We start from the raw sequence: 21,831 nt of genomic DNA, 5'->3' as shown, positions 1-21,831 counted from the left end.
GCCGAGACTAATCTGTGCCCATGGACGACACCTTCACCGTTCGCACCACTGAACAGTTACCGCAGCTTCTAAAAGCCTTTCGCAAGAATGCGGGCTTGACCCAGGCGGATGTGGCCCTGCGCCTGGGCGTGACGCAGCAGACGGTGTCTGCCCTGGAGCGCAACGCCGAGGCTGTGAGCGCCGAGCGGCTGATGCGCTTGCTGAACATCCTGGGCGTGGAGTGGGTATTGCGCACCCGCAGTGCCTCCCCAAGCGAACCATCAGCGCCGGGCGACGGCGCCCACTGGTGAGCGCCATGGCCAGCCAGCAACGCAGCCGCAAGGCGCTGGGGCTGTGGATGAACGGCCACTTTGTCGGTACCTGGAGCCTGGAAGCTGGTGGCGACGTGCTGCAGTACGACAGCCAATGGGTGCAATCGCCCCAGCGCCGTCCCCTGTCACTGTCTTTGCCCTTCACGCCGGGCAACCGCCCACACAAAGGCAACGCAGTGCGTTTCTACTTTGAGAACCTGTTGCCCGACAGCAAGGACATTCGCGAGCGGGTAGCGCGCCGCTACCAGGTAGGTGCCACAGACGCCTACACCTTGCTGCGTGAAGTGGGGCGGGACTGCGTGGGGGCGCTGCAAATCCTGCCCGCGGGCGATGAGCCGCCCACCGACCTGCGCGTGCAGGCTGAACCCATGAGCGACCACAACGTGGCCCAGCGCATCCGCACCCTGGCCCAGCCCGGGGCATTGGGCGATGCGGGCATGGCCGATGATTTCCGCATTTCGATTGCAGGGGCGCAGGAAAAGGACGCCTTGCTGTTCTGGCAAGGGCGCTGGTGCCGCCCCTTGGGGGCCACACCCACCACCCACATCTTCAAACTGCCCCTGGGGCTGATCGGCAACCTGCAACTGGACATGCAGCATTCGGTAGAAAACGAATGGCTGTGCGCACAGTTGCTGGCCGCCTATGGCCTGCCAGTGGCACCGTGCGAAATACTGCGCTTTGAAGACCTGAAAGTGCTGAGCGTGCAGCGCTTTGACCGGCGCGTATGGAACGGCGACACGCTGCTGCGCCTGCCGCAGGAGGACATGTGCCAGGCCACCGGCACATCGCCCGTGCTGAAGTACGAGGCCGACGGTGGCCCGGGGGTAGAACGCATCATGGCCGTGCTGGATGGCTCGGCCCAGCGCGAGCGTGACCGCTTTCACTTCTTCATGGCGCAGTTGCTGTTCTGGATGCTGGGCGCAACCGACGGCCACGCCAAGAACTTCAGCCTCTTCCTGCACCCTGGCGAAAGCTTCGAGATGACGCCCCTGTATGACGTGCTCTCCGTCTACCCCCTGCTGGGCGAAGGGCCCGGCAAGCTGTCGCCCCACAAGGCACACCTGGCCATGGCGGTGCGGGGCAAAAATGCGCACTGGCATCTGAACAAGATCCTGCGCCGCCACTGGCAAGACGTTGGAACGCGCTATGGCATTGCATCACCCAGCGGGCTGACGGTGGATGCCCTGATCGCCAAAGTCGTTCAGCACACCCCGACTGCGGTGCACAGCGTGCAGCAAAAGCTGCCGCAAGGCTTCCCGCAGCAGGTGGCGCAGTCCATATTTGATGGCCTCATCCAGGCCGCTGAGCGCTTGGGGCGGGTGTATGGGTGATGAAAAGCGGCTCTCGGGCGTGCTTGGCGACAGGCGCATGCGCCAACTTAGCGATCACCTTGATCTCACACGGAATGCCGGGTCTGATGGAGCAGGACGCTTCCGTGTTGGTAATTGCTATTAAATTACTAGCTGCTTGCGCTTGATAGATAAGCGCTAGGAGTGAATTTGACTAAAAAGACGAAAGCCCCGCATGCGGGGCTTTCCATTTGGTGCATCTTTCAGCTTGTTAGCGTCCAGAGCGCATATCCCAGTGATTGAGTGGTTGCGATTGTAAACCAATCTGTTACAAATGCCCTTCGGAATTCACAATGAGGTGACGAATGGCGATATCAGGAGCGTATCGGTTGGCGTTGGACTTGGGATCCACGTCGTTAGGTTGGGCGATGTTTCGGTTAGGCGAAGACGGGAGCCCCACCGCCATCATTCGTTCAGGCGTGCGCATCTTCAGCGATGGTCGAAACCCCAAAGATGGCTCCTCTTTGGCCGTGACCCGCCGCGCTGCCCGTGCCATGCGCCGCCGCCGTGACCGGCTGCTCAAGCGCAAATCCCGCATGCTGGGCCAGTTGGTGCGCCACGGGTTTTTTCCGGCGGACGAGGCGGCGCGCAAGGCGCTGGAGCGGCTCAACCCCTATCAGCTGCGGGCCAAGGGCCTGCGCGAGGCGCTCACCCCCGGCGAGTTTGCACGGGCCCTGTTTCACATCAACCAGCGCCGTGGCTTTCAAAGCAACCGCAAGACCGACCGCAAGGACAACGACAGCGGTGCGCTCAAACAAGCCATCCACCAGTTGCGCGAACGCATGACGGCCAGCGGTTGCCAGACGGTGGGCGAGTGGTTTTGGCAAGTGCGCATGCAGCAGCGGCCCGAAGGGGTGGCCAAGCAGGGCGTGCGGGCACGCTACCGTGAAACGCCCTACACCACCGATGAGGGCAAAAAGCGCATCGACAAAAGCTACGACCTGTACGTGGATCGCGCCATGATTGCGCAGGAGTTCGATGCGCTGTGGGCGGCACAGGCAGCGCTGCAGCCCGCGCTGTTCACAGAGGTGGCGCGGGCCGACTTGCGCGACACGCTGCTGCACCAGCGCCCGCTGCGCCCCGTGCGCCCTGGCCGCTGCACCTTGCTGCCCGATGAGGAGCGCGCACCGCTGGCCTTGCCCAGCACACAGCGCTTTCGCATCCTGCAGGAGGTGAACCACCTGCGCCTGCTGGATGGCACGCTGAGCGAGGTGCCGCTGACGTTGGCCCAGCGCGATGCGGTGGTGGCGGCGCTGGAGGCCCATAGCAAACGCAGTTTTGATCAGTTGCGCAAGCTGCTGAAACTGTCGGGGTCTGTGCGCTTCAACCTGGAGGATGCCAAGCGCACTGAACTCAAGGGCAACGCCACCAGCGCAGCCCTGGCGCGCAAAGATCTGCTGGGTGCGGCGTGGGCGGGCTTTGCGGCGGAGCTGCAGGACGAGATCGTCTGGCAGATCGTGAACGAAGAAGGTGAGGGCACGCTGATCGCCTGGCTGCAGCAGCACACGGGGGTGGACGAAGCCCGTGCTGAGGCGATTGCCAACGTGGCCCTGCCCGAAGGCTATGGCAGCCTGAGCCGCAAGGCGCTGGCGCGCATCGTGCCGGAGTTGCAGCGCGATGTGGTGACCTATGACAAGGCGGTGCAGGCCTCCGGGTTTGCGCACCACAGTGACCTGGGCTTTGACTTTGACCACGACAGCGACGAAGTGGAGCGGGTGGGCGAGCGCACCATCGCATCCACCGGCGAAATCAAGCCCGTGTATGCCTTCAAAGAGTTGCCCTACTACGGCCGCGCACTGCAGCGCCATGTGGCCTTTGCCAAAGACAAGCCGCGCAACGACGAAGAGCGCTACGGCAAGATTGCCAACCCCACGGTGCACATCGGCCTGAACCAGGTGCGCGTGGTGGTCAACGCCTTGATCCGCCGCTATGGCCGCCCGGCAGAGGTTGTGGTGGAGCTGGCGCGGGACTTGAAGCAAAGCCGCGAGCAAAAGCAGGAGGCGCAAAAGAAGCAGGCCGACAACCAGCGCCGCAATGCCCGCATCCGCGAACGCGTTGCCGAGACCCTGGGCATCAGCACCGAGCGCGTGCGCGCCAGCGACATCCAGAAATGGATCTTGTGGGAAGAGCTGAGCTTTGACGTGGCCGATCGACGCTGCCCCTACAGCGGTGTGCAGATCAGCGCCGCCATGCTGTTGAGCGAACAGGTGGAGATCGAGCACATCCTGCCGTTCTCGCAGACGCTGGACGACAGCCTGAACAACCGCACCGTGGCCATGCGCCAGGCCAACCGCATCAAGCGCAACCGCACGCCGTGGGCCGCGCGGGCTGACTTTGAAGCGCAGGGCTGGAGCTATGAAGGCATCTTGCAGCGCGCCGAGCGCATGCCCCTGCGCAAGCGCTACCGCTTTGCGCACGATGGGTACGAGCGCTGGCTGGGAGAGGACAAGGACTTCCTGGCCCGTGCGTTGAACGACACGCGCTACCTGTCTCGTGTAGCGTCCGAATACCTGCGGCTGGTGTGCCCCGGCAGAGCTACCCGGGTGATTCCGGGGCAGATGACAGCCATGCTGCGCGCCAAGTTTGGCCTGAATGATGTGCTGGGGCTGAATGGCGAAAAAAACCGCAACGACCACCGTCACCACGCTGTGGATGCCTGCGTGATCGGCGTGACAGACCAGGGCTTGCTACAGCGCTTTGCCCAAGCCAACGCCCAGGCCCGCGAAGGTGGCTTGACCCGCCTGGTGGAGAGCATGCCCCTGCCGTGGGACACCTACCGCGACCACGTGGAGCGCGCCGTGCGTCACATCTGGGTGAGCCATAAACCCGACCATGGCTTTGAGGGCGCGATGATGGAGGAAACCTCTTACGGCATCCGCAAAGACGGCAGCATCAAGCAGCGCCGCAAGGCCGATGGCAGCGCAGGGCGTGAGATCACCAATCTCATCCGCATTGCAGAGCCTGCACAGCCAACGCGCCACGGTGTGGATGCTGAAGGGCGGCCATTGCCTTACAAGGGCTATGTGGGCGGCAGCAACTACTGCATTGAAATCACCCGCAATGCGCAGGGGAAGTGGGAAGGCGACGTGATTTCCACCTTCAAGGCCTACGGCATCGTGCGGGCCGGGGGTTGGGCGCAACTGCGCAATCCCACGCAGGGGCAGAACGGGCAACCGCTGGTCATGCGGCTGGTGATTGGCGACAGTGTGCGGCTGGAGGTGGAGGGGCGAGAGCAGACGATGCGTGTAGTAAACATCAATGGCAATAACGGGCAGATGTTCATGGCCCCGGTCCACGAGGCCAATGTCGATGCTCGAAATCGAGACAAGCAAGACGCCTTTGCCTACACATCCAAGTACGCAGGCTCCATGCAAAAGGCCAAGGCAAGGCAGGTCACCATCTCTGCCATGGGTGAGCTGCGCGACCCCGGCTTTCAGGGCTGACCCCCATGGTAGGCCGCATCGTCGAAATCGCAGACGACCGGCGGCACCTGTTTGTGCACCGCGGCTTCATGGTGGTGAAAGACACCGAAGGCGAGCGCAAAGAGCTAGGGCAGGTGCCGCTGGATGACATTGCCGCCGTCATTGCCAACGCCCACGGCCTGACCTACACCAACAACCTGCTGGTGGCACTGGCAGAGCGCGGTGCGCCTTTTGTGCTGTGTGGAGCCAACCACAACGCCATAGGCATGCTGCTGACGTTGGATGGCCACCATGTGCAGGCCAAGCGCATCGAGGCCCAGTGGGCGGCTGCGCTGCCCTTGCACAAGCGCCTGTGGGCAGCCGTCGTCAAATGCAAGCTGGAGCAGCAGGCCGCAGCGCTGGAGGCCGCAGGCGCACCCACGGCACCGCTGCAGGCGCTGGTAGGCAAGGTCAAAAGCGGCGACCCCGAGAACATCGAAGGCCAGGGGGCGCGGCGTTACTGGGGCTTGTTGTTTGGCGCAGAGTTTCGGCGCGATCAGGACGGGGACGGTATCAACGGGCTGCTGAACTACGGCTACACCATCCTGCGCTCGGCCACGGCGCGTGCCGTGGTCGCTGCGGGCCTGCATCCCAGCATTGGCCTGCACCACAGCAACGATGCCAATGCCATGCGCCTGGTGGATGACCTGATGGAGCCGTTTCGCCCGATGGTGGATTTGAAGGTGTGGCAGCTGCATCAGGCTGCCGAGTCGCATGTCACCCCGGACACCAAGCGCGCTTTGGTGCGCGTGCTGTACGACGACATGCCCACGGCTGCAGGCGTTACACCGGTGATGGTGTGCATGCAACGCCTGGCCACTTCACTGGCCCAGGTGTACTTGGGCGAACGCACCAAGCTGGACCTGCCCTTGCCCAGCTTGCCTCTCTCGCTGGCGGGCAGTTTTGAGGCGGACTGAACTCCACCAACGCCAGCCCATTGCTACACCATGTTGTCTGGATACCGACTTATGTGGATGGTGGTCATGTTCGATTTACCCGTGATGGAGAAGGCGGAGCGCAAAGCTGCCACGCAGTTTCGCAATGGCCTGCTGGATCTGGGTTTTGAAATGAGCCAGTTCAGCGTGTACATGCGCTTTTGCACCAGCCAGGCGCAGGTAGACACCCTGTGCCGTGCCGTAGAACGCGCCTTGCCACAGGGCGGCAAAGTGAATATCTTCCAATTCACCGACAAACAGTACGAACGCGCCATCACCTACCACGGGCGCAGCAAACAGCCGGCACAAAAAGCACCGGATCAATTCGACCTCTTCTAGCAAATGGCGCGGTTTTCTAGTCTTCTGAAAGCGAAAACTTCTTTTGTTATCAAGAGGTTATCGCGATCAGAGTCTAGATCACTGGGATATGCGCACTGGCCGGAACCTCTTGCTCGTGGCGGTGCTTATCGGGGTGAGTCTAGATCACTGGGATATGCGCACTGGCCGGAACCGTTGCCATCTGCTGGCCCTGTTCGCTTCGAGTCTAGATCACTGGGATATGCGCACTGGCCGGAACCCAGGGCTTGCAGCAAAACCAGCGAATCCAAGTCTAGATCACTGGGATATGCGCACTGGCCGGAACAGTTCCAGGCATCGTTTGCCGCGGCTCAGGAGTCTAGATCACTGGGATATGCGCACTGGCCGGAACGCAATGGCCCTGGTGGCCTTCATGGCGGTAAGTCTAGATCACTGGGATATGCGCACTGGCCGGAACGGGGGGAAACTGTCGGCGCGGTGTCACAAGAGTCTAGATCACTGGGATATGCGCACTGGCCGGAACTGATTTCATCAACCCCTAGGACCTAAACCGAGTCTAGATCACTGGGATATGCGCACTGGCCGGAACAGCGGCGGGCAACGGTTCCGCGAAGCGGGAAGTCTAGATCACTGGGATATGCGCACTGGCCGGAACGGCAGCAACATTGCCGCGATGGCCTCCAGGAGTCTAGATCACTGGGATATGCGCACTGGCCGGAACAAAGGGCAGGTGCTCAATCCCGGAGGACGAAGTCTAGATCACTGGGATATGCGCACTGGCCGGAACAAAAAGACATGGGTCCATTACTACGAGGCAAGTCTAGATCACTGGGATATGCGCACTGGCCGGAACATCCGGCGAGGTCGTTGTCATCGAAGGAAAAGTCTAGATCACTGGGATATGCGCACTGGCCGGAACGCCCGCGTGGATATGAAACCATGTTCGGGTAGTCTAGATCACTGGGATATGCGCACTGGCCGGAACCGCAAGGGCCGCCCAATGCTGACAATCAACAGTCTAGATCACTGGGATATGCGCACTGGCCGGAACAGGCGGTGCCCGCGGGCAGCGGTCACAATCAGTCTAGATCACTGGGATATGCGCACTGGCCGGAACGGCATCGCCAAGATGTGGCCGGACGACGATAGTCTAGATCACTGGGATATGCGCACTGGCCGGAACCCGTAGCGTTTGGCTACGTCGGCCACCTGAAGTCTAGATCACTGGGATATGCGCACTGGCCGGAACTCCGCTACCTCACGGCAGCCTGCCGGTACGAGTCTAGATCACTGGGATATGCGCACTGGCCGGAACGACAACTCTGCTCTCGCTGATTTTGATGTAAGTCTAGATCACTGGGATATGCGCACTGGCCGGAACCGCCGAAAGGCTTTCCGAACCAAGCGCAGCAGTCTAGATCACTGGGATATGCGCACTGGCCGGAACACAGCAACACCCTGAAAATTAACCAAAGGAAGTCTAGATCACTGGGATATGCGCACTGGCCGGAACCATTCCGCGTGCCACATCCATCTTGTCGTCAGTCTAGATCACTGGGATATGCGCACTGGCCGGAACTGCTGCACCTCAAAAACGTGCAGCGCATCCAGTCTAGATCACTGGGATATGCGCACTGGCCGGAACCCGCGTGCACAACTGGATCAAGCGCGGAATAGTCTAGATCACTGGGATATGCGCACTGGCCGGAACTTCACGGCTTGCACCAGCGCAAAGGCCAGGAGTCTAGATCACTGGGATATGCGCACTGGCCGGAACTTGAGAACTTGGTTGGTCAAGAAGCCAATCAGTCTAGATCACTGGGATATGCGCACTGGCCGGAACAGCAATGAACGCCAAAGAACTTTCCCAGCGAGTCTAGATCACTGGGATATGCGCACTGGCCGGAACGTAAGTCTTGCCATCCTCACGCTGGTGCGGAGTCTAGATCACTGGGATATGCGCACTGGCCGGAACGGGCCCTCCAGGCCATCCGACAGTCGAACAAGTCTAGATCACTGGGATATGCGCACTGGCCGGAACACATAGGTGGCCTTCATCGCAAATCCAAGAAGTCTAGATCACTGGGATATGCGCACTGGCCGGAACACCACTCAAGCGGGCATCGCGACGTCTCAGAGTCTAGATCACTGGGATATGCGCACTGGCCGGAACGAATCAATCGCGGCATGGCAGGAGCGCATGAGTCTAGATCACTGGGATATGCGCACTGGCCGGAACGTATCAAGCTGGCGAGCTTCGCAGTCGATGAGTCTAGATCACTGGGATATGCGCACTGGCCGGAACGCTGCGCTTGGCTGATGGCGTCATCCAGGAGTCTAGATCACTGGGATATGCGCACTGGCCGGAACATGTGGGCGTCAGGGCCGTCAGAATGTAGAAGTCTAGATCACTGGGATATGCGCACTGGCCGGAACTCTACTGCCGGGATGGCCGCTGGCGGCCAGAGTCTAGATCACTGGGATATGCGCACTGGCCGGAACAAGCCATGGCGACTGTCGGTGGTGTGCGTGAGTCTAGATCACTGGGATATGCGCACTGGCCGGAACTTCGATAGCCATGGGTGGCGATCAGTGCACAGTCTAGATCACTGGGATATGCGCACTGGCCGGAACTGGATGTCAGAGTTGAAGGCGTCGAGGCGAAGTCTAGATCACTGGGATATGCGCACTGGCCGGAACTACTGCGCCAAGGAGCTGGGCGTGTCGCACAGTCTAGATCACTGGGATATGCGCACTGGCCTAGCAGAATGGCGTGGCATATGAGCTATTGTTTTTCAGCCCTACGGCAACCGCGCCACCACCTTGATCTCGAACTGGAACCCATTCAGCCAGCTCACCCCCATGCCCGTCAGCGTGGGGTAGGGCGCCTCGCCCCAGAACTCGGGCACCACGCTCCACACGGTCTCGAAGTTCGCCTCGGGGTTGACCACGAACATCGTCACGTCCACCACGTCGTCAAACGTGCAGCCCGCAGCGTGCAGCACGGCGTTGAGGTTGCTGAATGCCAGGCGCACTTGCGCGGTTAGGTCGGGCTCGGGCGAGCCGTCTTCGCGGCTGCCCACCTGGCCCGAGACAAACAGAAAGCCGTTGGAGCGCACGGCGGGCGAATAGCGGTTGCGCTCGTACAGCGCCTGGCGGCCTGCGGGGAAGACAACGTCACGGGTGGGCATGGAAGGTTCTTTCAGGGAAGAGTGGTTGGTGATCCAGGCACTGTAGAAGGGCGCGCTGTTCCGATAAACAGGCTGATCTGCGCAGCACTGTTCTTCATTGCCAAACAATGGGCCGCGCTGTGCCCCCATCGCCATGGACCGTTTTGATGCCCTGCAGGCCTTTGCTCGCGTGGTGGAATCGGGCAGCTTCACCAAAGCCGCCCACACCCTGCGCATGAGCCGCACCACCGTGACCCTGCTGGTGCAGCAGCTCGAAGCCCGCCTGCGCGTGAAGCTGCTGCACCGCACCACGCGCAGCGTGCAGCTCACCGCCGATGGCGCGGCCTACTACCCGCGGGTGGTACGCCTGCTGGCGGACCTTGAGGATGCGGACGCGAGCCTCTCCAGCGCCGTGGCTGCGCCCCGGGGGCGGCTGCGGGTGGATGTGCCCAGCCCGCTGGCCAGCCTGGTTCTCATCCCGGCGCTGCCGGCCTTTCATGCGCAGTACCCCGACATCCAGCTCCACCTGGGCGTGAGCGACCGCGTGGTGGACATCGTGAGCGACCAGGTGGACTGCGTGGTGCGCGGCGGCACGGTCACCAACCCCTCGCTCATCGCGCGCCATGTGGGCGACCTGGCCCTGCGCGTGTATGCCGCGCCCAGCTACCTGCAACGCTGCGGGGCACCGCAACACCCCACCGAGCTGGAAGGGCCGCACCACCACACCGTGGGCTTTGTGTGGGCCCGCACCGGCAAGCCCCTGCCCTTTGCCATGCGCCGGGGCCACGAGCAGGTGCAGGACCAGGGCCGCTATGTGTGCGCGGTGGACGATGGCAACGCCTACCTGGCTGCAGGCCTGGCGGGCCTGGGTGTGCTGTGGTTGCCCGACTACATGGCGAAGCCGCATCTGGCCGGGGGCACCTTGGTGCCGCTGTTTGCTGACTGGCAGATGGACCCCATGCCCTTGCACGTCGCCTACGCACCGCACCGCCACGTCAGCGCCAAGCTGCGCGTGTTCATCGATTGGGTGGCGGCATTGATGGCGGAACACGCGCCGCTGTAAGCCCAAATTGCTATTAAATAAATAGCTGTTGGCGCTTGTTGGGTAAGCGTTTGAGTCGGTTTTGTTGCAGAAGTGCTTCCCTGCCGGTGAGGGAGCGCGGCTTTGCGGCGCCTCCTCCTACACCGGCCCAAAGGCGTGCGGGGGTATGGTGAAACGCCTTCCAAAGCCTGCCCATGCTGATCCCCAAAGTCGTCCTCGTAGAAGACAACACCACCATTCGCGAAACGCTGGTTTCTGCGCTGCAGGAGCTGGTCGGGGCGCGCGTGGTGGCAATGGCCGATGGCGCCCAGGAGGCCCTGGCAACCCTGCGCCAGGTGCCGTGGGATGTGTTGGTGCTGGACATGTTTTTGCGCGAGGGCACGGGCCTGGAGGTGCTGGCCCAGTTGCCCGGCGAACTGGCGGGCCGCAAGGTGTATGTGCTGACGAACTACGCCACCGCAGATTTGCGCGAGGCCTGCGTGCGCTTGGGGGCGGATGCGGTGTTCGACAAATCCACGGAGCTGGATGAGTTCTTCGCGGCCTTTCTGGCGTGATGCTGTGGGGTTGGTCTGGTCAACCGCAGGCGGCTTTGCGTTGGGGCACAGGGCGCTGGCCGCTTTCGCATTCGCTCATGTAGTTCTCCAAGGCCAGCAGGGCCCGCCCGTCGGGGGTGGGGCCGTGCACGGCCACCACTTGCTCGCCCGATGCGGTGGTGTAGCACTCGCCACGCACCAGTCCGCGTTGTGCCAGCGCGTGGAAGAGGTCGATATCTTTGGGGTCTTGCAAGACCATGGGGTGTGCGGAGCTTGCGATGGCCCGCAGCAGCTTGGTTTCCATGGTGAACTTTCATTGGCCGCTGGTGCGCGGCGAAACTGAAATCCAAAGCGTGTTGCCAAGGCGCTCAAGAAGCGAGAGTCCACTCTACGCGCATCGTGTGGAAATGAATGTGTGAAAACGTATCTTGATTGTTAACTTCGAGGATGCGCCGGGCCCTGGCCCCGGTGCCACGGGGTGTGCCGCAGGGGCCTTTGCCAATTCACCAGCGCAGCAGTAGTGGCATGCCCGCCCAGGTTTACAGCGCGGCGTAGACCAAAGTGGGGAACAGTTCGCACAGCATTTCCAGCTGCCCCGGCGCCTGCGTGAGCAAGATGGCGAACAGGTCTTGCGCCGGATCGACGAAGAAAAACGTGCCGCCCATGCCGCTCCAGCTGTAGTGCCCCGCACTGCCGGGCCGCGTGGCGCCGCCCGTGGCCAGGCGCACCGCCACACCCAGTCCAAAACCGTAGCCTGCGGGCAGGATGGTGCCCGCGCGCGGCAGGGTGCCGAGGTGGTCGGCGGTCATGAAGTCCACCGTGGCGCTGCTGGCCAGGCGCACGCTGCCGGTGGGTGTGTGCACCGTGCCGCGCCCCAGCATCAGTTGCAGGAAGCGGGCGTAGTCGGCAGCGGTGGAGACCAGGCCCCCGCCCGCCGATTCAAACACCGGGGGCTCGGCCACGTCGATCAGGGTGACGCCCGCGCCGGTGAGCGGGTCGCGGGCAAAGGGCTCGGCCAGCCGGTGGCGGCTGGAGGCGGGCACGCTGAAGCCGGTGTCCTGCATGCCCAGCGGCTCAAAAACGCGCCGCTGCAGCACCTGGCCCAGCGGGGCGCCTTCAATCACTTCAATGATGGCGCCCAGCACATCGGTGGCGCGGCTGTATTCCCAGCAGGTGCCGGGCGGGTGCAGCAGGGGCAGGGGGCCGAGCGCGGCCGCCAGTTGCTGGTTGCTGTGCCTGCGCGAGCCCACGCGGGCGTTGCGGTACTGGTCGGCAATGGGGCCGGTGTCCCAGGCGTAGCCCAGGCCTGCCGTGTGGCGCAGCAGGTCGTGCACGGTGGCTTCGCGCGCGGCGGGCGCCAGGGTGCCGGTGGCGGCGTCGTACACCTGCTGCCCTTTGAAGGCGGGAAGGTAGCGGGACACGGGGTGCGCCAGCAGCAGGCGCCCTTCCTCCATCAGCATCAGCGCCACCAGCGAGGCGATGGGCTTGGTCATGGAGTAGATGCGAAACACCGTGTCTGGCGCCATGGCGGGCACGGCGAGCCCTGGCTGGGCTGGGTTTGCGGGGCGCTGCAGGCCCACGGCTTCGTGCAGCACCGTGCGACCCCGGTGCTGCACCAGCGCCACGGCGCCGGGCAACACCCCTTGGGTGACCAGATCAAGCAACACCGTGCGCACGCGCGCCAAGGCGGAAGGGTTCATGGGCAAGGCTCCCTCGGGCTGAAAGATGCCCCATTTTGCCGATGTGGCGGTGCGGCACAAGGCTGCGCCCAGGTTGACCCTGGCTTTGTGGGTTTGATACCAAAATGGGCTCTAGCGCCCATTCAGAAAGCGCAGCCAGCTATTGTTTTGATAGTGCTTCTGAGGGGCTTGCTGGCGCGGCCGGGGGTGGCGCCATCTCCAGCTGCATCATGATCATGTTGACCAGCGTCTGCACCGTGGGCCGGCCGGTCTCAATCACATAGGTGGCCGCGTCGCGGTACAGCGCATCGCGCTGGGCATACAGCTCGCGCAGCTTTTGCAGGGGGTTGTTCACCTGCAGCAGGGGGCGCGTGCGGTCGTGCTTCACGCGCTTGAAGATCTCTTCGGGCGAGGCCCGCAGATACAGCACATTGCCAAAATCGCGCAGCACCTGGCGGTTTTCCGGGCGCAGCACGGCACCGCCGCCGGTGGACAGCACCATGCCGCCGGGCCGCGCAGTCACCTCGGCCAGCACCTGGGCCTCGATGTCGCGAAAACGCGCTTCGCCTTCGGCTTCAAAAAACTGGCGGATGCTGGTCTTCAGCACCTGTTCCAGCTGGTGGTCCAGGTCAATGAATGGCACCTTTAGCCGCTGGGCCAGGTGCCTGCCCACGGTGGATTTGCCCGAGCCGGGCATGCCGACCAGTGCACAGCGAATCTGCATAAATCTCCTGTCTTGCCCCAACGGAACCAGGGCCCAAGTTTACGGCCCTGGGTGCTGCGGCGGCCCCAGGGCAGCGCGCTGTAAAGCCGCCGCATGCACTGGCACCGCTAAAACAGGTGCTTACAAGCTTTACGGAACAGCCGCTGCACAAGCCGCTGGGCCTGTGTACCTTTAGGCCATCGGGGTGCCGCCATCCATCAAGCGCCCCAAAGCAAAGGAAAACCATGCAGAAAAACACCGTTCTCACCGTACCCGCAACCCCTGTGGCAATGCCCGGCGCTTCTGCCGCTGCTGCCGGCGTCGCTTCTTCCAAGTGGATGTGGGTGGCCATTGGCGGCCTGGGCGCTTGCGTGGTGGCCTTGGCCACCGTGCTGGTGGTAGAGCGCCGCAGTGCGCCGCCTACCGAAGCCGCCATGGCGCAGACCACGCCCGCGGCCCTGGCTGCGCCTGCCGGGGCGTCGTCGCTGCAGTCTGCACCGGGGGGCGCGGCCCCTCTGGCCAGCGCCCCCCCGCAGCGTGGCGCAGCACCATCCCCCGCCTGGCCGCAAACCCCCGCAGCCCGTGGCGATGTGGCCCGCCAGCCCGCGGGCATGCCCGTGGCGCAGCGCGCGGCCAGCATTTGCAGCACCTGTGGCCGTGTGGAATCGGTCCAGGCCATTGAGCAGGCAGCGCCCGCCACCGGCGTGGGCGCCGTGGCCGGTGGTGTGCTGGGCGCCGTGGTGGGCAACCAGATCGGCAAGGGCAACGGGCGCACCGCAGCCACGGTGCTGGGCGCGGTGGGTGGCGGCTACGCCGGCCACGAGATTGAAAAACGCACCCGCACTCAGACCACCTACCAGGTGCGCGTGCGCCTGGAAGACGGCAGCAGCCGCGTCTTCACCCGCTCGCAACCGCCTGCCGTGGGCACCCCAGTGGTGCTGCAGGGCAAGGGCTTCCGCGTGGCCGACGAGGGCACCATGCCGCAGGCGCAGCAGCCCCAGCCAGCGCCCCAGTACCAGACGGTTTCGCAGCCCGGCTACGTGGCCATGCAGCAGTGAGTACGCTGACGCGGGGTTAGAACCCGGCCGCCGCCTTGCGCAGGCGCATGAAAAAAGGGAGCCCATGGGCCAATGCCAGTAAGTTAAGCAAAGGCCCTTCGGGGTCTTTGTTGTTTGTACAGTGCAGGCTTGATCAATTGAGCTTTGGCCATAGAGGTCAAGCGATAGCCAATGCTGCTGCAAGAGTACCTGAACGATACCCATGAGTTTGCGAGCCCCGAACAATGGGGTGTCGTTCAAAGCAACATACCCCAGCAGTGGATTGAACAGGCCTTGCAGATGACGGGTGTAGCCACGCTGCGCAAGCGGCGACTGCCCATGGAGCAGGCACTTTGGCTGGTATTGGGTGTGGCCTTGCTTAGAGACCGCTCCATCGTGAACGTGGCCGAGGTACTGGAGCTGGCACTGCCTGGGCAGCACAATGAACCCATCAGCTCCAGCGCGCTGAGCCAGGCGCGCCAACGGCTGGGCAGTGAGCCCCTGCAATGGCTGTTTCGCCACACTGCTGCCCATTGGGCGCACCAGCAGGCCGCTCGCCACCGCTGGCAAGGCTTGGCGCTGTACGCATTGGATGGCGTGGTCTGGCGTACCCCCGACACACAAGACAACCGCCAGCACTTTGGTTGCCAGCGCAACCACGCAGACCACCAAAGTCCCTTCCCCCTGGTGCGCATGGCCTGCTTGCTCGATGCCAGAGCTCGTTTATTGGTAGATGCCAGCCTGGATGCCTACGACACCAGTGAGTACGCATTGGCTGAACGCTTGTGGCCGAAGTTGCCGCCTGACTCGCTGGTGATTGTGGACAAAGGGTTTTACTCGGCAAGTCTGCTGTGGCCGCTGCAACACCGCCAGGGACGTCACTGGCTGATCCCTGCGCGTGCCGGACTCAGGGGCGAGGTGGTGCAAACGCATGGCCCTGGCGATGTGAGCTTGCGCATGAAGGTCTCGCCCCAAGCTCGCAAGAAAGACCCCGGCTTGCCGCTCACGTGGGAGGTGCGCGCCATCACCCGTGAACTCGATGGCAAACCCAGAACCTTGTTCACGTCCCTGATGGATCCGGCACGCTACAAGGCCGAGGAGGTGTTCGCGCTGTACCACGAACGCTGGGAGATTGAGCTGGCCTATGGAGAGATGAAGACGGACATGCTGGGCCAGGCGATGACGTTGCGCAGCCAGCAACCCGATGGGGTCAAGCAAGAGCTGTGGGCAACCTTGCTGATGTACAACCTGATCCGCTTGGAGATCACGCGCATCGCAGACGAGGCCAAAGTGCAGCCCTGTCGCATCAGCTTCATCACGGCGCTGCGCTACATCGTGGATGAGTGGCTGTGGAGTTCAGGATCACACACCCCTGGGGCCATCCCGGCCAAGCTTGCGGCCATGAGAAAGAACATCCGCCGCTTCGTGCTGCCGCCTCGCAGATCCCACAGGCGGTATCCGCGTGAGGTTCGTATGACCAAGACCCAGTATCCCGTCAAAAAAATGCCGCTCAGACTTAACTGAGCGGCATTGGCCCATGGGCTCCCTTTGTGTTGGGCAGCGTTGCCGCCGCTTATTTCTCGACGAAGGCGCGCTCCACCACGAAGTCGCCGGGCGTGCTGGTGTTTCCTTCTTCAAAGTCGCGCTTTTCCAGCATGACCTTCAGATCAGCCAGCATGGCGGGGCTGCCGCACAGCATCACGCGGTCGGTCAGCGGATCGAGCGGGGGCAGGCCGATGTTGGCGGGGAAGGTGCCGTTTGCGATCAGGTCGGTGATGCGGCCCTGGTTGCGGAAGGGCTCGCGCGTCACGGTGGGGTAGTAGATCAGCTTGTCCTTGACGATTTCGCCCAGGAACTCGTGGTTGGGTAGCTCTTTTTCGAACAGGTCCTGGTAGGCCAGCTCGTTCACTTCGCGCACGCCGTGAACCACGATCACTTTTTCAAAGCGTTCATAGGTTTCGGGGTCGCGCACGATGGACAGCCAGGGCGCCAGACCGGTGCCGGTGCCGATCAGGTACAGGTTCTTGCCGGGCAGCAGGTAGTCGATGAGCAGCGTGCCCGTGGGCTTCTTGCCGACGATGATGGTGTCACCCACCTGGATGTTTTGCAGGCGCGAGGTCAGCGGGCCGTCGGGCACCTTGATCGACAGGAACTCCAGGTGTTCTTCCCAGTTGGGGCTGGCAATGGAGTACGCGCGCAGCAGCGGCTTGCCATCCACCTTCAGGCCGATCATGGTGAAATGGCCGTTGGAAAAGCGCAGCGCGGGATCGCGCGTGGTGGTGAAGCTGAAAAGGCGGTCAGTCCAGTGGTGAACGGTCAGGACGCGTTCTTCGAGAAAGGCACTCATGGTTTCTTGCAAAGATGAGAATCGGGGGAGCCACCGCCAGACGCTGGCGGACAAAGGAGCTTGGCTGGCGCGTGTACAGGAGGCCGCAACGCCTTTGGCTAGCAGGTAAACCCGTTTATTGTCAGGCAAACGGGTGCGCAGGTACATTGTCGGCCCTCAAGCCTTTGATTCAAACGAAAGAAAAGTCATGCCCTTATGCACCGCTTTGCTCAGAACCTGGGCACCCCTGTTGGGCCTGAGCCTGCTGGCTGGCCCGGCGCTGGCCCAGGGCACCTACAAGATCGGTGAAATCAACAGCTACAAGGCCCAGCCCGCATTTCTGGAGCCCTACAAGAAGGGCATGGAGCTGGCCGTGGAGCAGGTCAATGCCAGCGGCGGCATTGCCGGGCGCAAGCTGCAGCTCATCGTGCGCGACGACAACGCCAACCCCGGCGACGCCGTGCGCGCGGCGGAGGAGCTGCTGGCGCGCGAGAAGGTCGATGTGCTGATGGGCAGCTTTCTCTCGCACGTGGGCCTGGCGCTGACAGACTTTGCCCGCCAGAAAAAGGTGTTCTTCCTGGCCGCCGAGCCGCTGACCGACAAGATCGTGTGGGAGAGCGGCAACCGCTACACCTTCCGCCTGCGCGCCTCCACCTACATGCAGGTGGCCATGCTGGTGCCCGAGGCCGCCGCGCTCAAGAAGAAGCGCTGGGCCATCGTCTACCCCAACTACGAATACGGCCAGTCGGCCGTGGCCACGTTCAAGAAGCTGCTCAAGCAGGCCCAGCCCGATGTGGAGTTCGTGGCCGAGCAGGCTGCGCCCCTGGGCAAGGTGGACGCCGGCAGCGTGGTGCAGGCCCTGGCCGATGCCAAGCCCGACGCCATCTTCAACGTGCTGTTCGCGGCCGACCTGGCGCGCTTTGTGCGCGAGGGCAACACGCGCGGCCTGTTCCAGGGCCGCGAGGTGGTGAGCCTGCTCACCGGCGAGCCCGAGTACCTGGACCCGCTCAAGAACGAAGCCCCCACCGGCTGGACCGTGACCGGCTACCCCTGGTACGGCATCACCACGCCCGAGCACCAGGCGTTTTTGAAGGCCTATCAGGACAAGTACAAAGACCACCCGCGGTTGGGTTCCGTGGTGGGTTACACGGCGATCCAGTCGCTGGCGGCAGGCATGCGCAAGGCGGGCGGGGCCGATACCGAGAAGCTCATCACCGCCTTCCGGGGGCTGGAGCTGACCTCGCCCTTCGGCCCCATCCGCTACCGCGCGGAAGACCACCAGTCCACCATGGGCGCCTTTGTGGGCAAGACGCGCAATGAAGGCGGCAAAGGCGTGATGGTCAACTTCCGCTATGCCGATGGCGCCAAGTTCCAGCCCAGCGCCGAAGAGGTCAAGAAGCTGCGCGCAGCGGACTGATACGGCGCAGCTCAACGCATGGAAGCGGGGTTCTCCAGCCTGATCGGCCAGCTGCTCAACGGGCTGGCCGGTGCGTCGTCGCTGTTCCTGGTGGCAGCGGGGCTGTCGCTGATCTTTGGCGTCACCCGCATCGTCAACTTTGCGCACGGCTCGTTCTACATGCTGGGGCTGTATGTGGCCTACACGCTGGTGGAGCGGCTGTCGGGCAGCCTCGGCTTCTGGCCCGCGCTGCTGCTGGCGCCGCTGGCCACTGGCGTGCTGGGTGCGGTGGTAGAGATGGCGCTGCTGCGGCGCATTTACCGCGCTCCGGAGCTGCTGCAACTGCTGGCCACCTTTGCGCTGGTGCTGGTCGTGAAAGACGCGGTGCTGTGGGCCTGGGGCCCTGAAGAGCTGTTTGGCCCCCGTGCGCCGGGGCTGGAGGGCTCCGTCAATGTCCTCGGGCGGCCGTTCCCTGCGTACGACCTGCTGTTGATCGCCATTGGCCCCGTGGTGCTGGGCGCCCTCTGGTGGCTGCTGCACCGCACGCGTTGGGGCACGCTGGTGCGCGCCGCCACGCAAGACCGCGAGATGGTCGGCGCCCTGGGCGTGAACCAGGCCTGGCTGTTCACCAGCGTGTTTGCCCTGGGCGCGTTGCTGGCCGGGCTGGGCGGGGCTCTGCAGCTGCCGCGCGAGCCCGCCAGCCTGGAGCTGGACATGCACACCATTGGTGCCGCCTTCGTGGTGGTGGTGGTGGGTGGCATGGGTTCGCTGCCTGGCGCCTTTGTGGCCGCGCTGCTGATTGCCGAGTTGAAGGCGCTGTGCATCTGGATCGGTCTGGTCGAGGTGGGTGGCGTGGCCTTGTCGTTCTCCAAGCTCACTCTGGTGGTGGAATTTGTGGTGATGGCCGTGGTGCTGGTGTGGCGCCCCTGGGGCCTGATGGGCAAACCGCAGGCAACCGCCCGCGTCGCGGGCGATGCCGAAACCCCGCTCAAAGCCGCAGGCCCCGCCGCCCGCACGGCGTGGCTGGCCCTGCTGGCCGCGCTGGTGCTGCTGCCCATGGCCGCTGGGGCCTGGCCCTATGCCACCGTGCTGGCAGCCGATGTGCTGGTGGCAGCCCTTTTTGCCGCCAGCCTGCATTTCTTGATGGGGCCTGCGGGCCTGCATTCGTTTGGCCACGCGGCCTACTTTGGCCTGGGCGCCTACGCCGCAGCGCTGCTGGTGCGCGCGGCGGGCCTGCCCATGGAAGCTGCTTTATTGCTGGCGCCGCTGGTGGCGGCCCTTGGCGCGCTGGTGTATGGCTGGTTCTGCGTGCGGCTGTCGGGTGTGTCGCTCACCATGCTCACGCTGGCGTTTGCACAGATCACCTGGGCCGTGTGCTACCAGTGGGACAGCCTGACCGGTGGCAGCAACGGCATCACCGGCGTGTGGCCTTCAGACTGGTGGGCCGAAGGCGCGCGCTTTTATTGGCTCACGCTCACCCTGGTGGCGCTGGGCGTGCTGCTACTGCGCCGGGTGCTGCTGGCGCCGCTGGGTTACGCCCTGCGCGCGGGGCGCGATGCGCCGCTGCGCGCCGAGGCCATCGGCATTGATGTGCGGCGTGTGCAGTGGATCGGCTTTGTGCTGGCGGGCGCGCTGGCGGGCCTGGCGGGTGCGCTGTTTTTGCTGGCCAAGGGCAGCATTTCGCCCGAAGCCCTGGCCGTGGCCAAGTCGGTGGATGGCCTGGTGATGGTGCTGCTGGGCGGCGTGCAAACGCTGGCGGGCCCCCTGCTGGGCGCGGGCGCGCTGACCTGGCTGCACGACACCGTGGCGCGCAACACCGACTACTGGCGCGCCTTGCTGGGCGCCACCATGCTGCTGCTGGTGCTGGCCTTCCCCCAGGGGCTGGCCGGTTTTGCCCAGGCCTGGTGGGCCCGCCGCAGGGGGGCTGCATGAGCGCGCCGCTGCTGCAGGTGACGGGCCTTTCACGCGCCTTTGGCGGCGTGCAGGCCGTGGATGGCGTGGGCTTTTCGCTGCTTGAGGGCGAAATGCTGGCCCTCATCGGCCCCAATGGCGCGGGCAAGTCCACCACCTTCAACATGGTGGGCGGGCAGTTGCGGCCCGATACGGGTGACGTACGGCTGGCCGGGGAATCACTCGTGGGCTTGCCTCCGCGCACCATCTGGCGCCGGGGCGTGGGCCGCACCTTCCAGATCGCCGAAACCTTCCGCTCTTTGACGGTGGTGGAAAACGTGCAGATGGCCTTGCTGTCGGCAGACCGGCGCATCCTGCACTGGTGGCGGCCCGCGGCCGCCCACCGGCGGACCGATGCGCTGGCCCTGCTGGAGCGCGTGGGCATGCAGGCCCAGGCCGACCGCCCCTGCAGCGCCCTGGCTTATGGCGATGTGAAACGCGTGGAGCTGGCCATGGCGCTGGCCCACGGCCCGCGCCTGCTGCTGATGGACGAGCCCACTGCGGGCATGGCCCCGGCCGAGCGCCTGGCCTTGATGGCGCTGACCCGCCAAATCGCCCGCGAACGCCGCATGGGCGTGCTGTTCACCGAGCACAGCATGGACGTGGTGTTTGGCCAGGCCGACCGCGTGCTGGTGTTGGTGCGCGGCCGCCTGCTGGCCGAAGGCACGCCCGAGCAGATCCAGGCCGATGCGCGCGTGCAAGAGGCCTATCTGGGCGCGGGCTTTGATGTGGAGGCGACCGCATGACAGAAAACGCCTCCGCGCCACTGCTGCAGGTGCAAGGCCTCAACGCCTGGTACGGCGCGGCGCAGATTCTGTTTGACGTGTCGCTGCAGGTGGGGCGTGGTGAGGTGGTCGCCCTCATGGGCCGCAACGGCGCTGGCAAATCGACCACGCTCAAGGCCCTCATGGGCATGGTGGCACGGCGCGGCGGTGTGCAGTTTTTGGGGCAAGACATTGCGCGGCGCGAGCCGCACGAGATTGCCCGCCTGGGCCTGGGCTATGTGCCCGAAGAGCGCCGCATCTTCACCGACCTGTCGGTGATGGACAACCTGGAGGTGGGCCGCCAGCGCCCGCGCCGCTGGCCCGACGGCACACCCGCCCCCGAGTGGACGCCCGAGAAGCTGTTTGCACTCTTCCCCAACCTGGGCGAAATGCCCCTGCGCCCCGGCGGGCGCATGAGCGGTGGCGAGCAGCAAATGCTCACCGTGGCCCGCACCCTCATGGGCCAGCCGCTGCTGGTGCTGCTCGATGAACCCTCAGAAGGCGTGGCGCCCCTCATCGTGCAACAAATGGCCCGCACCATCCGCGCCCTCAAGGCGCAGGGCGTGAGCGTGCTGCTGAGCGAGCAGAACCTGCCGTTTGCCGAAGCGGTGGCCGACCGTGCCTACCTTATCGAACAGGGCCAGGTGGTTCACGAAGGCCGCATGGCCGACGTAGTGGCCAACCCCGACGTGCGCAAGAACTGCCTGGGGGTGTGAGCGAGCCGCACGCCTTGCGCCCACCGGGGTTCATGTCCAGCGCATCAAGGCTTTGGGGATGTGCCGCAAAGGCGCTTTACCTGCACGGTTTGCAGCGTGCAGTTTCATGCATTGTTTTGGCCTCTGGCGCTTGGCGACCTC

The 21,831-nt window shown here is 64.1% G+C and carries 18 protein-coding genes and 1 CRISPR repeat array; of the genes, 13 read left to right on the top strand and 5 right to left on the bottom strand.

Annotated features, from left to right (window positions below; genetic code table 11):
• The first annotated feature begins 20 nt into the window (after positions 1 to 20).
• The 5 genes from PQV96_RS20250 to cas2 all read left to right on the top strand — a co-directional run bounded on the left by PQV96_RS20250 (position 21) and on the right by cas2 (position 6,395).
• On the top strand, positions 21 to 290 hold the full coding sequence (locus PQV96_RS20250) for a helix-turn-helix transcriptional regulator (RefSeq protein ID WP_066698200.1): 270 nt from the start codon (positions 21 to 23) through the stop codon (positions 288 to 290).
• 5 nt (positions 291 to 295) lie between these two features.
• Entirely contained in the window at positions 296 to 1,642 is a 1,347-nt protein-coding gene (locus PQV96_RS20245; protein WP_273624037.1) for a type II toxin-antitoxin system HipA family toxin, read from the top strand.
• Positions 1,643 to 1,965: 323 nt separating this feature from the next.
• Complete coding sequence (gene cas9 / locus PQV96_RS20240) at positions 1,966 to 5,103, top strand: type II CRISPR RNA-guided endonuclease Cas9 (RefSeq protein WP_337931148.1); 3,138 nt, start codon at positions 1,966 to 1,968, stop codon at positions 5,101 to 5,103.
• Positions 5,104 to 5,108: 5 nt separating this feature from the next.
• Positions 5,109 to 6,038 carry a type II CRISPR-associated endonuclease Cas1 gene (cas1, locus tag PQV96_RS20235; RefSeq protein WP_273624033.1) on the top strand — a complete coding sequence of 310 codons (930 nt, stop codon included), beginning with the start codon at positions 5,109 to 5,111 and terminating at the stop codon, positions 6,036 to 6,038.
• Between the two features lie 30 nt (positions 6,039 to 6,068).
• A complete protein-coding gene (gene cas2 / locus PQV96_RS20230; RefSeq protein WP_211360840.1) occupies positions 6,069 to 6,395 on the top strand; it encodes a CRISPR-associated endonuclease Cas2 in 327 nt (108 codons plus the stop codon).
• Between the two features lie 70 nt (positions 6,396 to 6,465).
• Positions 6,466 to 9,140: direct repeats of the CRISPR family, unit length 36 nt; unit sequence AGTCTAGATCACTGGGATATGCGCACTGGCCGGAAC.
• Positions 9,141 to 9,175: 35 nt separating this feature from the next.
• On the opposite strand, the gene PQV96_RS20225 is transcribed toward cas2, so the two are convergent.
• The gene (locus tag PQV96_RS20225; RefSeq protein WP_273624029.1) at positions 9,176 to 9,565 is read right to left on the bottom strand and encodes a RidA family protein; all 390 of its coding nucleotides are present in this window, start codon (positions 9,563 to 9,565) and stop codon (positions 9,176 to 9,178) included.
• Positions 9,566 to 9,698: 133 nt separating this feature from the next.
• Here PQV96_RS20225 and PQV96_RS20220 point away from each other — a divergent pair, with 133 nt between their 5' ends.
• Positions 9,699 to 10,607 (top strand): LysR family transcriptional regulator, encoded by a 909-nt coding sequence (locus PQV96_RS20220; protein WP_273624027.1) that lies wholly within the window; start codon positions 9,699 to 9,701, stop codon positions 10,605 to 10,607.
• A 173-nt stretch (positions 10,608 to 10,780) separates the two neighbouring features.
• The gene (locus tag PQV96_RS20215; protein WP_273624025.1) at positions 10,781 to 11,140 is read left to right on the top strand and encodes a response regulator; all 360 of its coding nucleotides are present in this window, start codon (positions 10,781 to 10,783) and stop codon (positions 11,138 to 11,140) included.
• Positions 11,141 to 11,159: 19 nt separating this feature from the next.
• Here PQV96_RS20215 and PQV96_RS20210 read toward each other — a convergent pair whose 3' ends face one another.
• From PQV96_RS20210 to PQV96_RS20200, 3 genes are all read right to left on the bottom strand, one after another.
• Positions 11,160 to 11,423 carry a hypothetical protein gene (locus PQV96_RS20210; RefSeq protein ID WP_273624023.1) on the bottom strand — a complete coding sequence of 88 codons (264 nt, stop codon included), beginning with the start codon at positions 11,421 to 11,423 and terminating at the stop codon, positions 11,160 to 11,162.
• Between the two features lie 235 nt (positions 11,424 to 11,658).
• Positions 11,659 to 12,819 (bottom strand): serine hydrolase domain-containing protein, encoded by a 1,161-nt coding sequence (locus PQV96_RS20205; RefSeq protein WP_273624021.1) that lies wholly within the window; start codon positions 12,817 to 12,819, stop codon positions 11,659 to 11,661.
• Positions 12,820 to 12,958: 139 nt separating this feature from the next.
• Positions 12,959 to 13,522, bottom strand: a complete 564-nt coding sequence (locus PQV96_RS20200; protein ID WP_066784512.1) for a shikimate kinase — start codon at positions 13,520 to 13,522, stop codon at positions 12,959 to 12,961.
• 224 nt (positions 13,523 to 13,746) lie between these two features.
• Here PQV96_RS20200 and PQV96_RS20195 point away from each other — a divergent pair, with 224 nt between their 5' ends.
• Together PQV96_RS20195 and PQV96_RS20190 are read left to right on the top strand one after the other, a co-directional pair.
• Positions 13,747 to 14,559 (top strand): outer membrane lipoprotein, encoded by an 813-nt coding sequence (locus PQV96_RS20195; RefSeq protein ID WP_242638276.1) that lies wholly within the window; start codon positions 13,747 to 13,749, stop codon positions 14,557 to 14,559.
• Between the two features lie 171 nt (positions 14,560 to 14,730).
• Entirely contained in the window at positions 14,731 to 16,062 is a 1,332-nt protein-coding gene (locus PQV96_RS20190; RefSeq protein WP_125958944.1) for an IS4 family transposase, read from the top strand.
• Between the two features lie 49 nt (positions 16,063 to 16,111).
• Here PQV96_RS20190 and PQV96_RS20185 read toward each other — a convergent pair whose 3' ends face one another.
• A complete protein-coding gene (locus PQV96_RS20185) occupies positions 16,112 to 16,885 on the bottom strand; it encodes a ferredoxin--NADP reductase (RefSeq protein ID WP_142085304.1) in 774 nt (257 codons plus the stop codon).
• A gap of 187 nt (positions 16,886 to 17,072) precedes the next feature.
• Between PQV96_RS20185 and PQV96_RS20180 the strand changes: the two genes are divergently transcribed.
• Genes PQV96_RS20180 through PQV96_RS20165 form a run of 4 tightly spaced genes read left to right on the top strand, consistent with a single transcriptional unit; the run spans position 17,073 to position 21,690 of the window.
• The gene (locus PQV96_RS20180) at positions 17,073 to 18,281 is read left to right on the top strand and encodes an ABC transporter substrate-binding protein (RefSeq protein WP_142085306.1); all 1,209 of its coding nucleotides are present in this window, start codon (positions 17,073 to 17,075) and stop codon (positions 18,279 to 18,281) included.
• An 18-nt stretch (positions 18,282 to 18,299) separates the two neighbouring features.
• Entirely contained in the window at positions 18,300 to 20,192 is a 1,893-nt protein-coding gene (locus PQV96_RS20175; protein WP_207374937.1) for an ABC transporter permease, read from the top strand.
• Positions 20,189 to 20,956: an ABC transporter ATP-binding protein gene (locus PQV96_RS20170; protein ID WP_207374938.1), complete on the top strand. Its 768-nt coding sequence runs from the start codon at positions 20,189 to 20,191 to the stop codon at positions 20,954 to 20,956. The genes PQV96_RS20175 and PQV96_RS20170 overlap by 4 nt, the downstream gene beginning before the upstream one ends.
• Positions 20,953 to 21,690 (top strand): ABC transporter ATP-binding protein, encoded by a 738-nt coding sequence (locus PQV96_RS20165; RefSeq protein WP_207374939.1) that lies wholly within the window; start codon positions 20,953 to 20,955, stop codon positions 21,688 to 21,690. Before PQV96_RS20170 ends, PQV96_RS20165 begins: the two co-directional genes overlap by 4 nt.
• Positions 21,691 to 21,831 lie beyond the last annotated feature (141 nt).

This window comes from Acidovorax temperans, from assembly GCF_028596105.1.
Taxonomy (GTDB): Bacteria; Pseudomonadota; Gammaproteobacteria; order Burkholderiales; family Burkholderiaceae_C; genus Acidovorax; species Acidovorax temperans.
This window is presented reverse-complemented; position numbering and strand designations above follow the sequence as displayed.

Coding starts and splice junctions, on each gene's coding strand:
- cas9 (WP_337931148.1), top strand. CDS start 1,966: ATGGCGATATCAGGAGCGTATCGGTTGGCGTTGGACTTGGGATCCACG.
- PQV96_RS20245 (WP_273624037.1), top strand. CDS start 296: ATGGCCAGCCAGCAACGCAGCCGCAAGGCGCTGGGGCTGTGGATGAAC.
- PQV96_RS20175 (WP_207374937.1), top strand. CDS start 18,300: ATGGAAGCGGGGTTCTCCAGCCTGATCGGCCAGCTGCTCAACGGGCTG.
- PQV96_RS20210 (WP_273624023.1), bottom strand. CDS start 11,423: ATGGAAACCAAGCTGCTGCGGGCCATCGCAAGCTCCGCACACCCCATG.
- PQV96_RS20180 (WP_142085306.1), top strand. CDS start 17,073: ATGCCCTTATGCACCGCTTTGCTCAGAACCTGGGCACCCCTGTTGGGC.
- PQV96_RS20250 (WP_066698200.1), top strand. CDS start 21: ATGGACGACACCTTCACCGTTCGCACCACTGAACAGTTACCGCAGCTT.
- cas2 (WP_211360840.1), top strand. CDS start 6,069: ATGTTGTCTGGATACCGACTTATGTGGATGGTGGTCATGTTCGATTTA.
- PQV96_RS20200 (WP_066784512.1), bottom strand. CDS start 13,522: ATGCAGATTCGCTGTGCACTGGTCGGCATGCCCGGCTCGGGCAAATCC.
- cas1 (WP_273624033.1), top strand. CDS start 5,109: ATGGTAGGCCGCATCGTCGAAATCGCAGACGACCGGCGGCACCTGTTT.
- PQV96_RS20220 (WP_273624027.1), top strand. CDS start 9,699: ATGGACCGTTTTGATGCCCTGCAGGCCTTTGCTCGCGTGGTGGAATCG.
- PQV96_RS20185 (WP_142085304.1), bottom strand. CDS start 16,885: ATGAGTGCCTTTCTCGAAGAACGCGTCCTGACCGTTCACCACTGGACT.
- PQV96_RS20195 (WP_242638276.1), top strand. CDS start 13,747: ATGCAGAAAAACACCGTTCTCACCGTACCCGCAACCCCTGTGGCAATG.
- PQV96_RS20225 (WP_273624029.1), bottom strand. CDS start 9,565: ATGCCCACCCGTGACGTTGTCTTCCCCGCAGGCCGCCAGGCGCTGTAC.
- PQV96_RS20205 (WP_273624021.1), bottom strand. CDS start 12,819: ATGAACCCTTCCGCCTTGGCGCGCGTGCGCACGGTGTTGCTTGATCTG.
- PQV96_RS20165 (WP_207374939.1), top strand. CDS start 20,953: ATGACAGAAAACGCCTCCGCGCCACTGCTGCAGGTGCAAGGCCTCAAC.
- PQV96_RS20215 (WP_273624025.1), top strand. CDS start 10,781: ATGCTGATCCCCAAAGTCGTCCTCGTAGAAGACAACACCACCATTCGC.
- PQV96_RS20190 (WP_125958944.1), top strand. CDS start 14,731: ATGCTGCTGCAAGAGTACCTGAACGATACCCATGAGTTTGCGAGCCCC.
- PQV96_RS20170 (WP_207374938.1), top strand. CDS start 20,189: ATGAGCGCGCCGCTGCTGCAGGTGACGGGCCTTTCACGCGCCTTTGGC.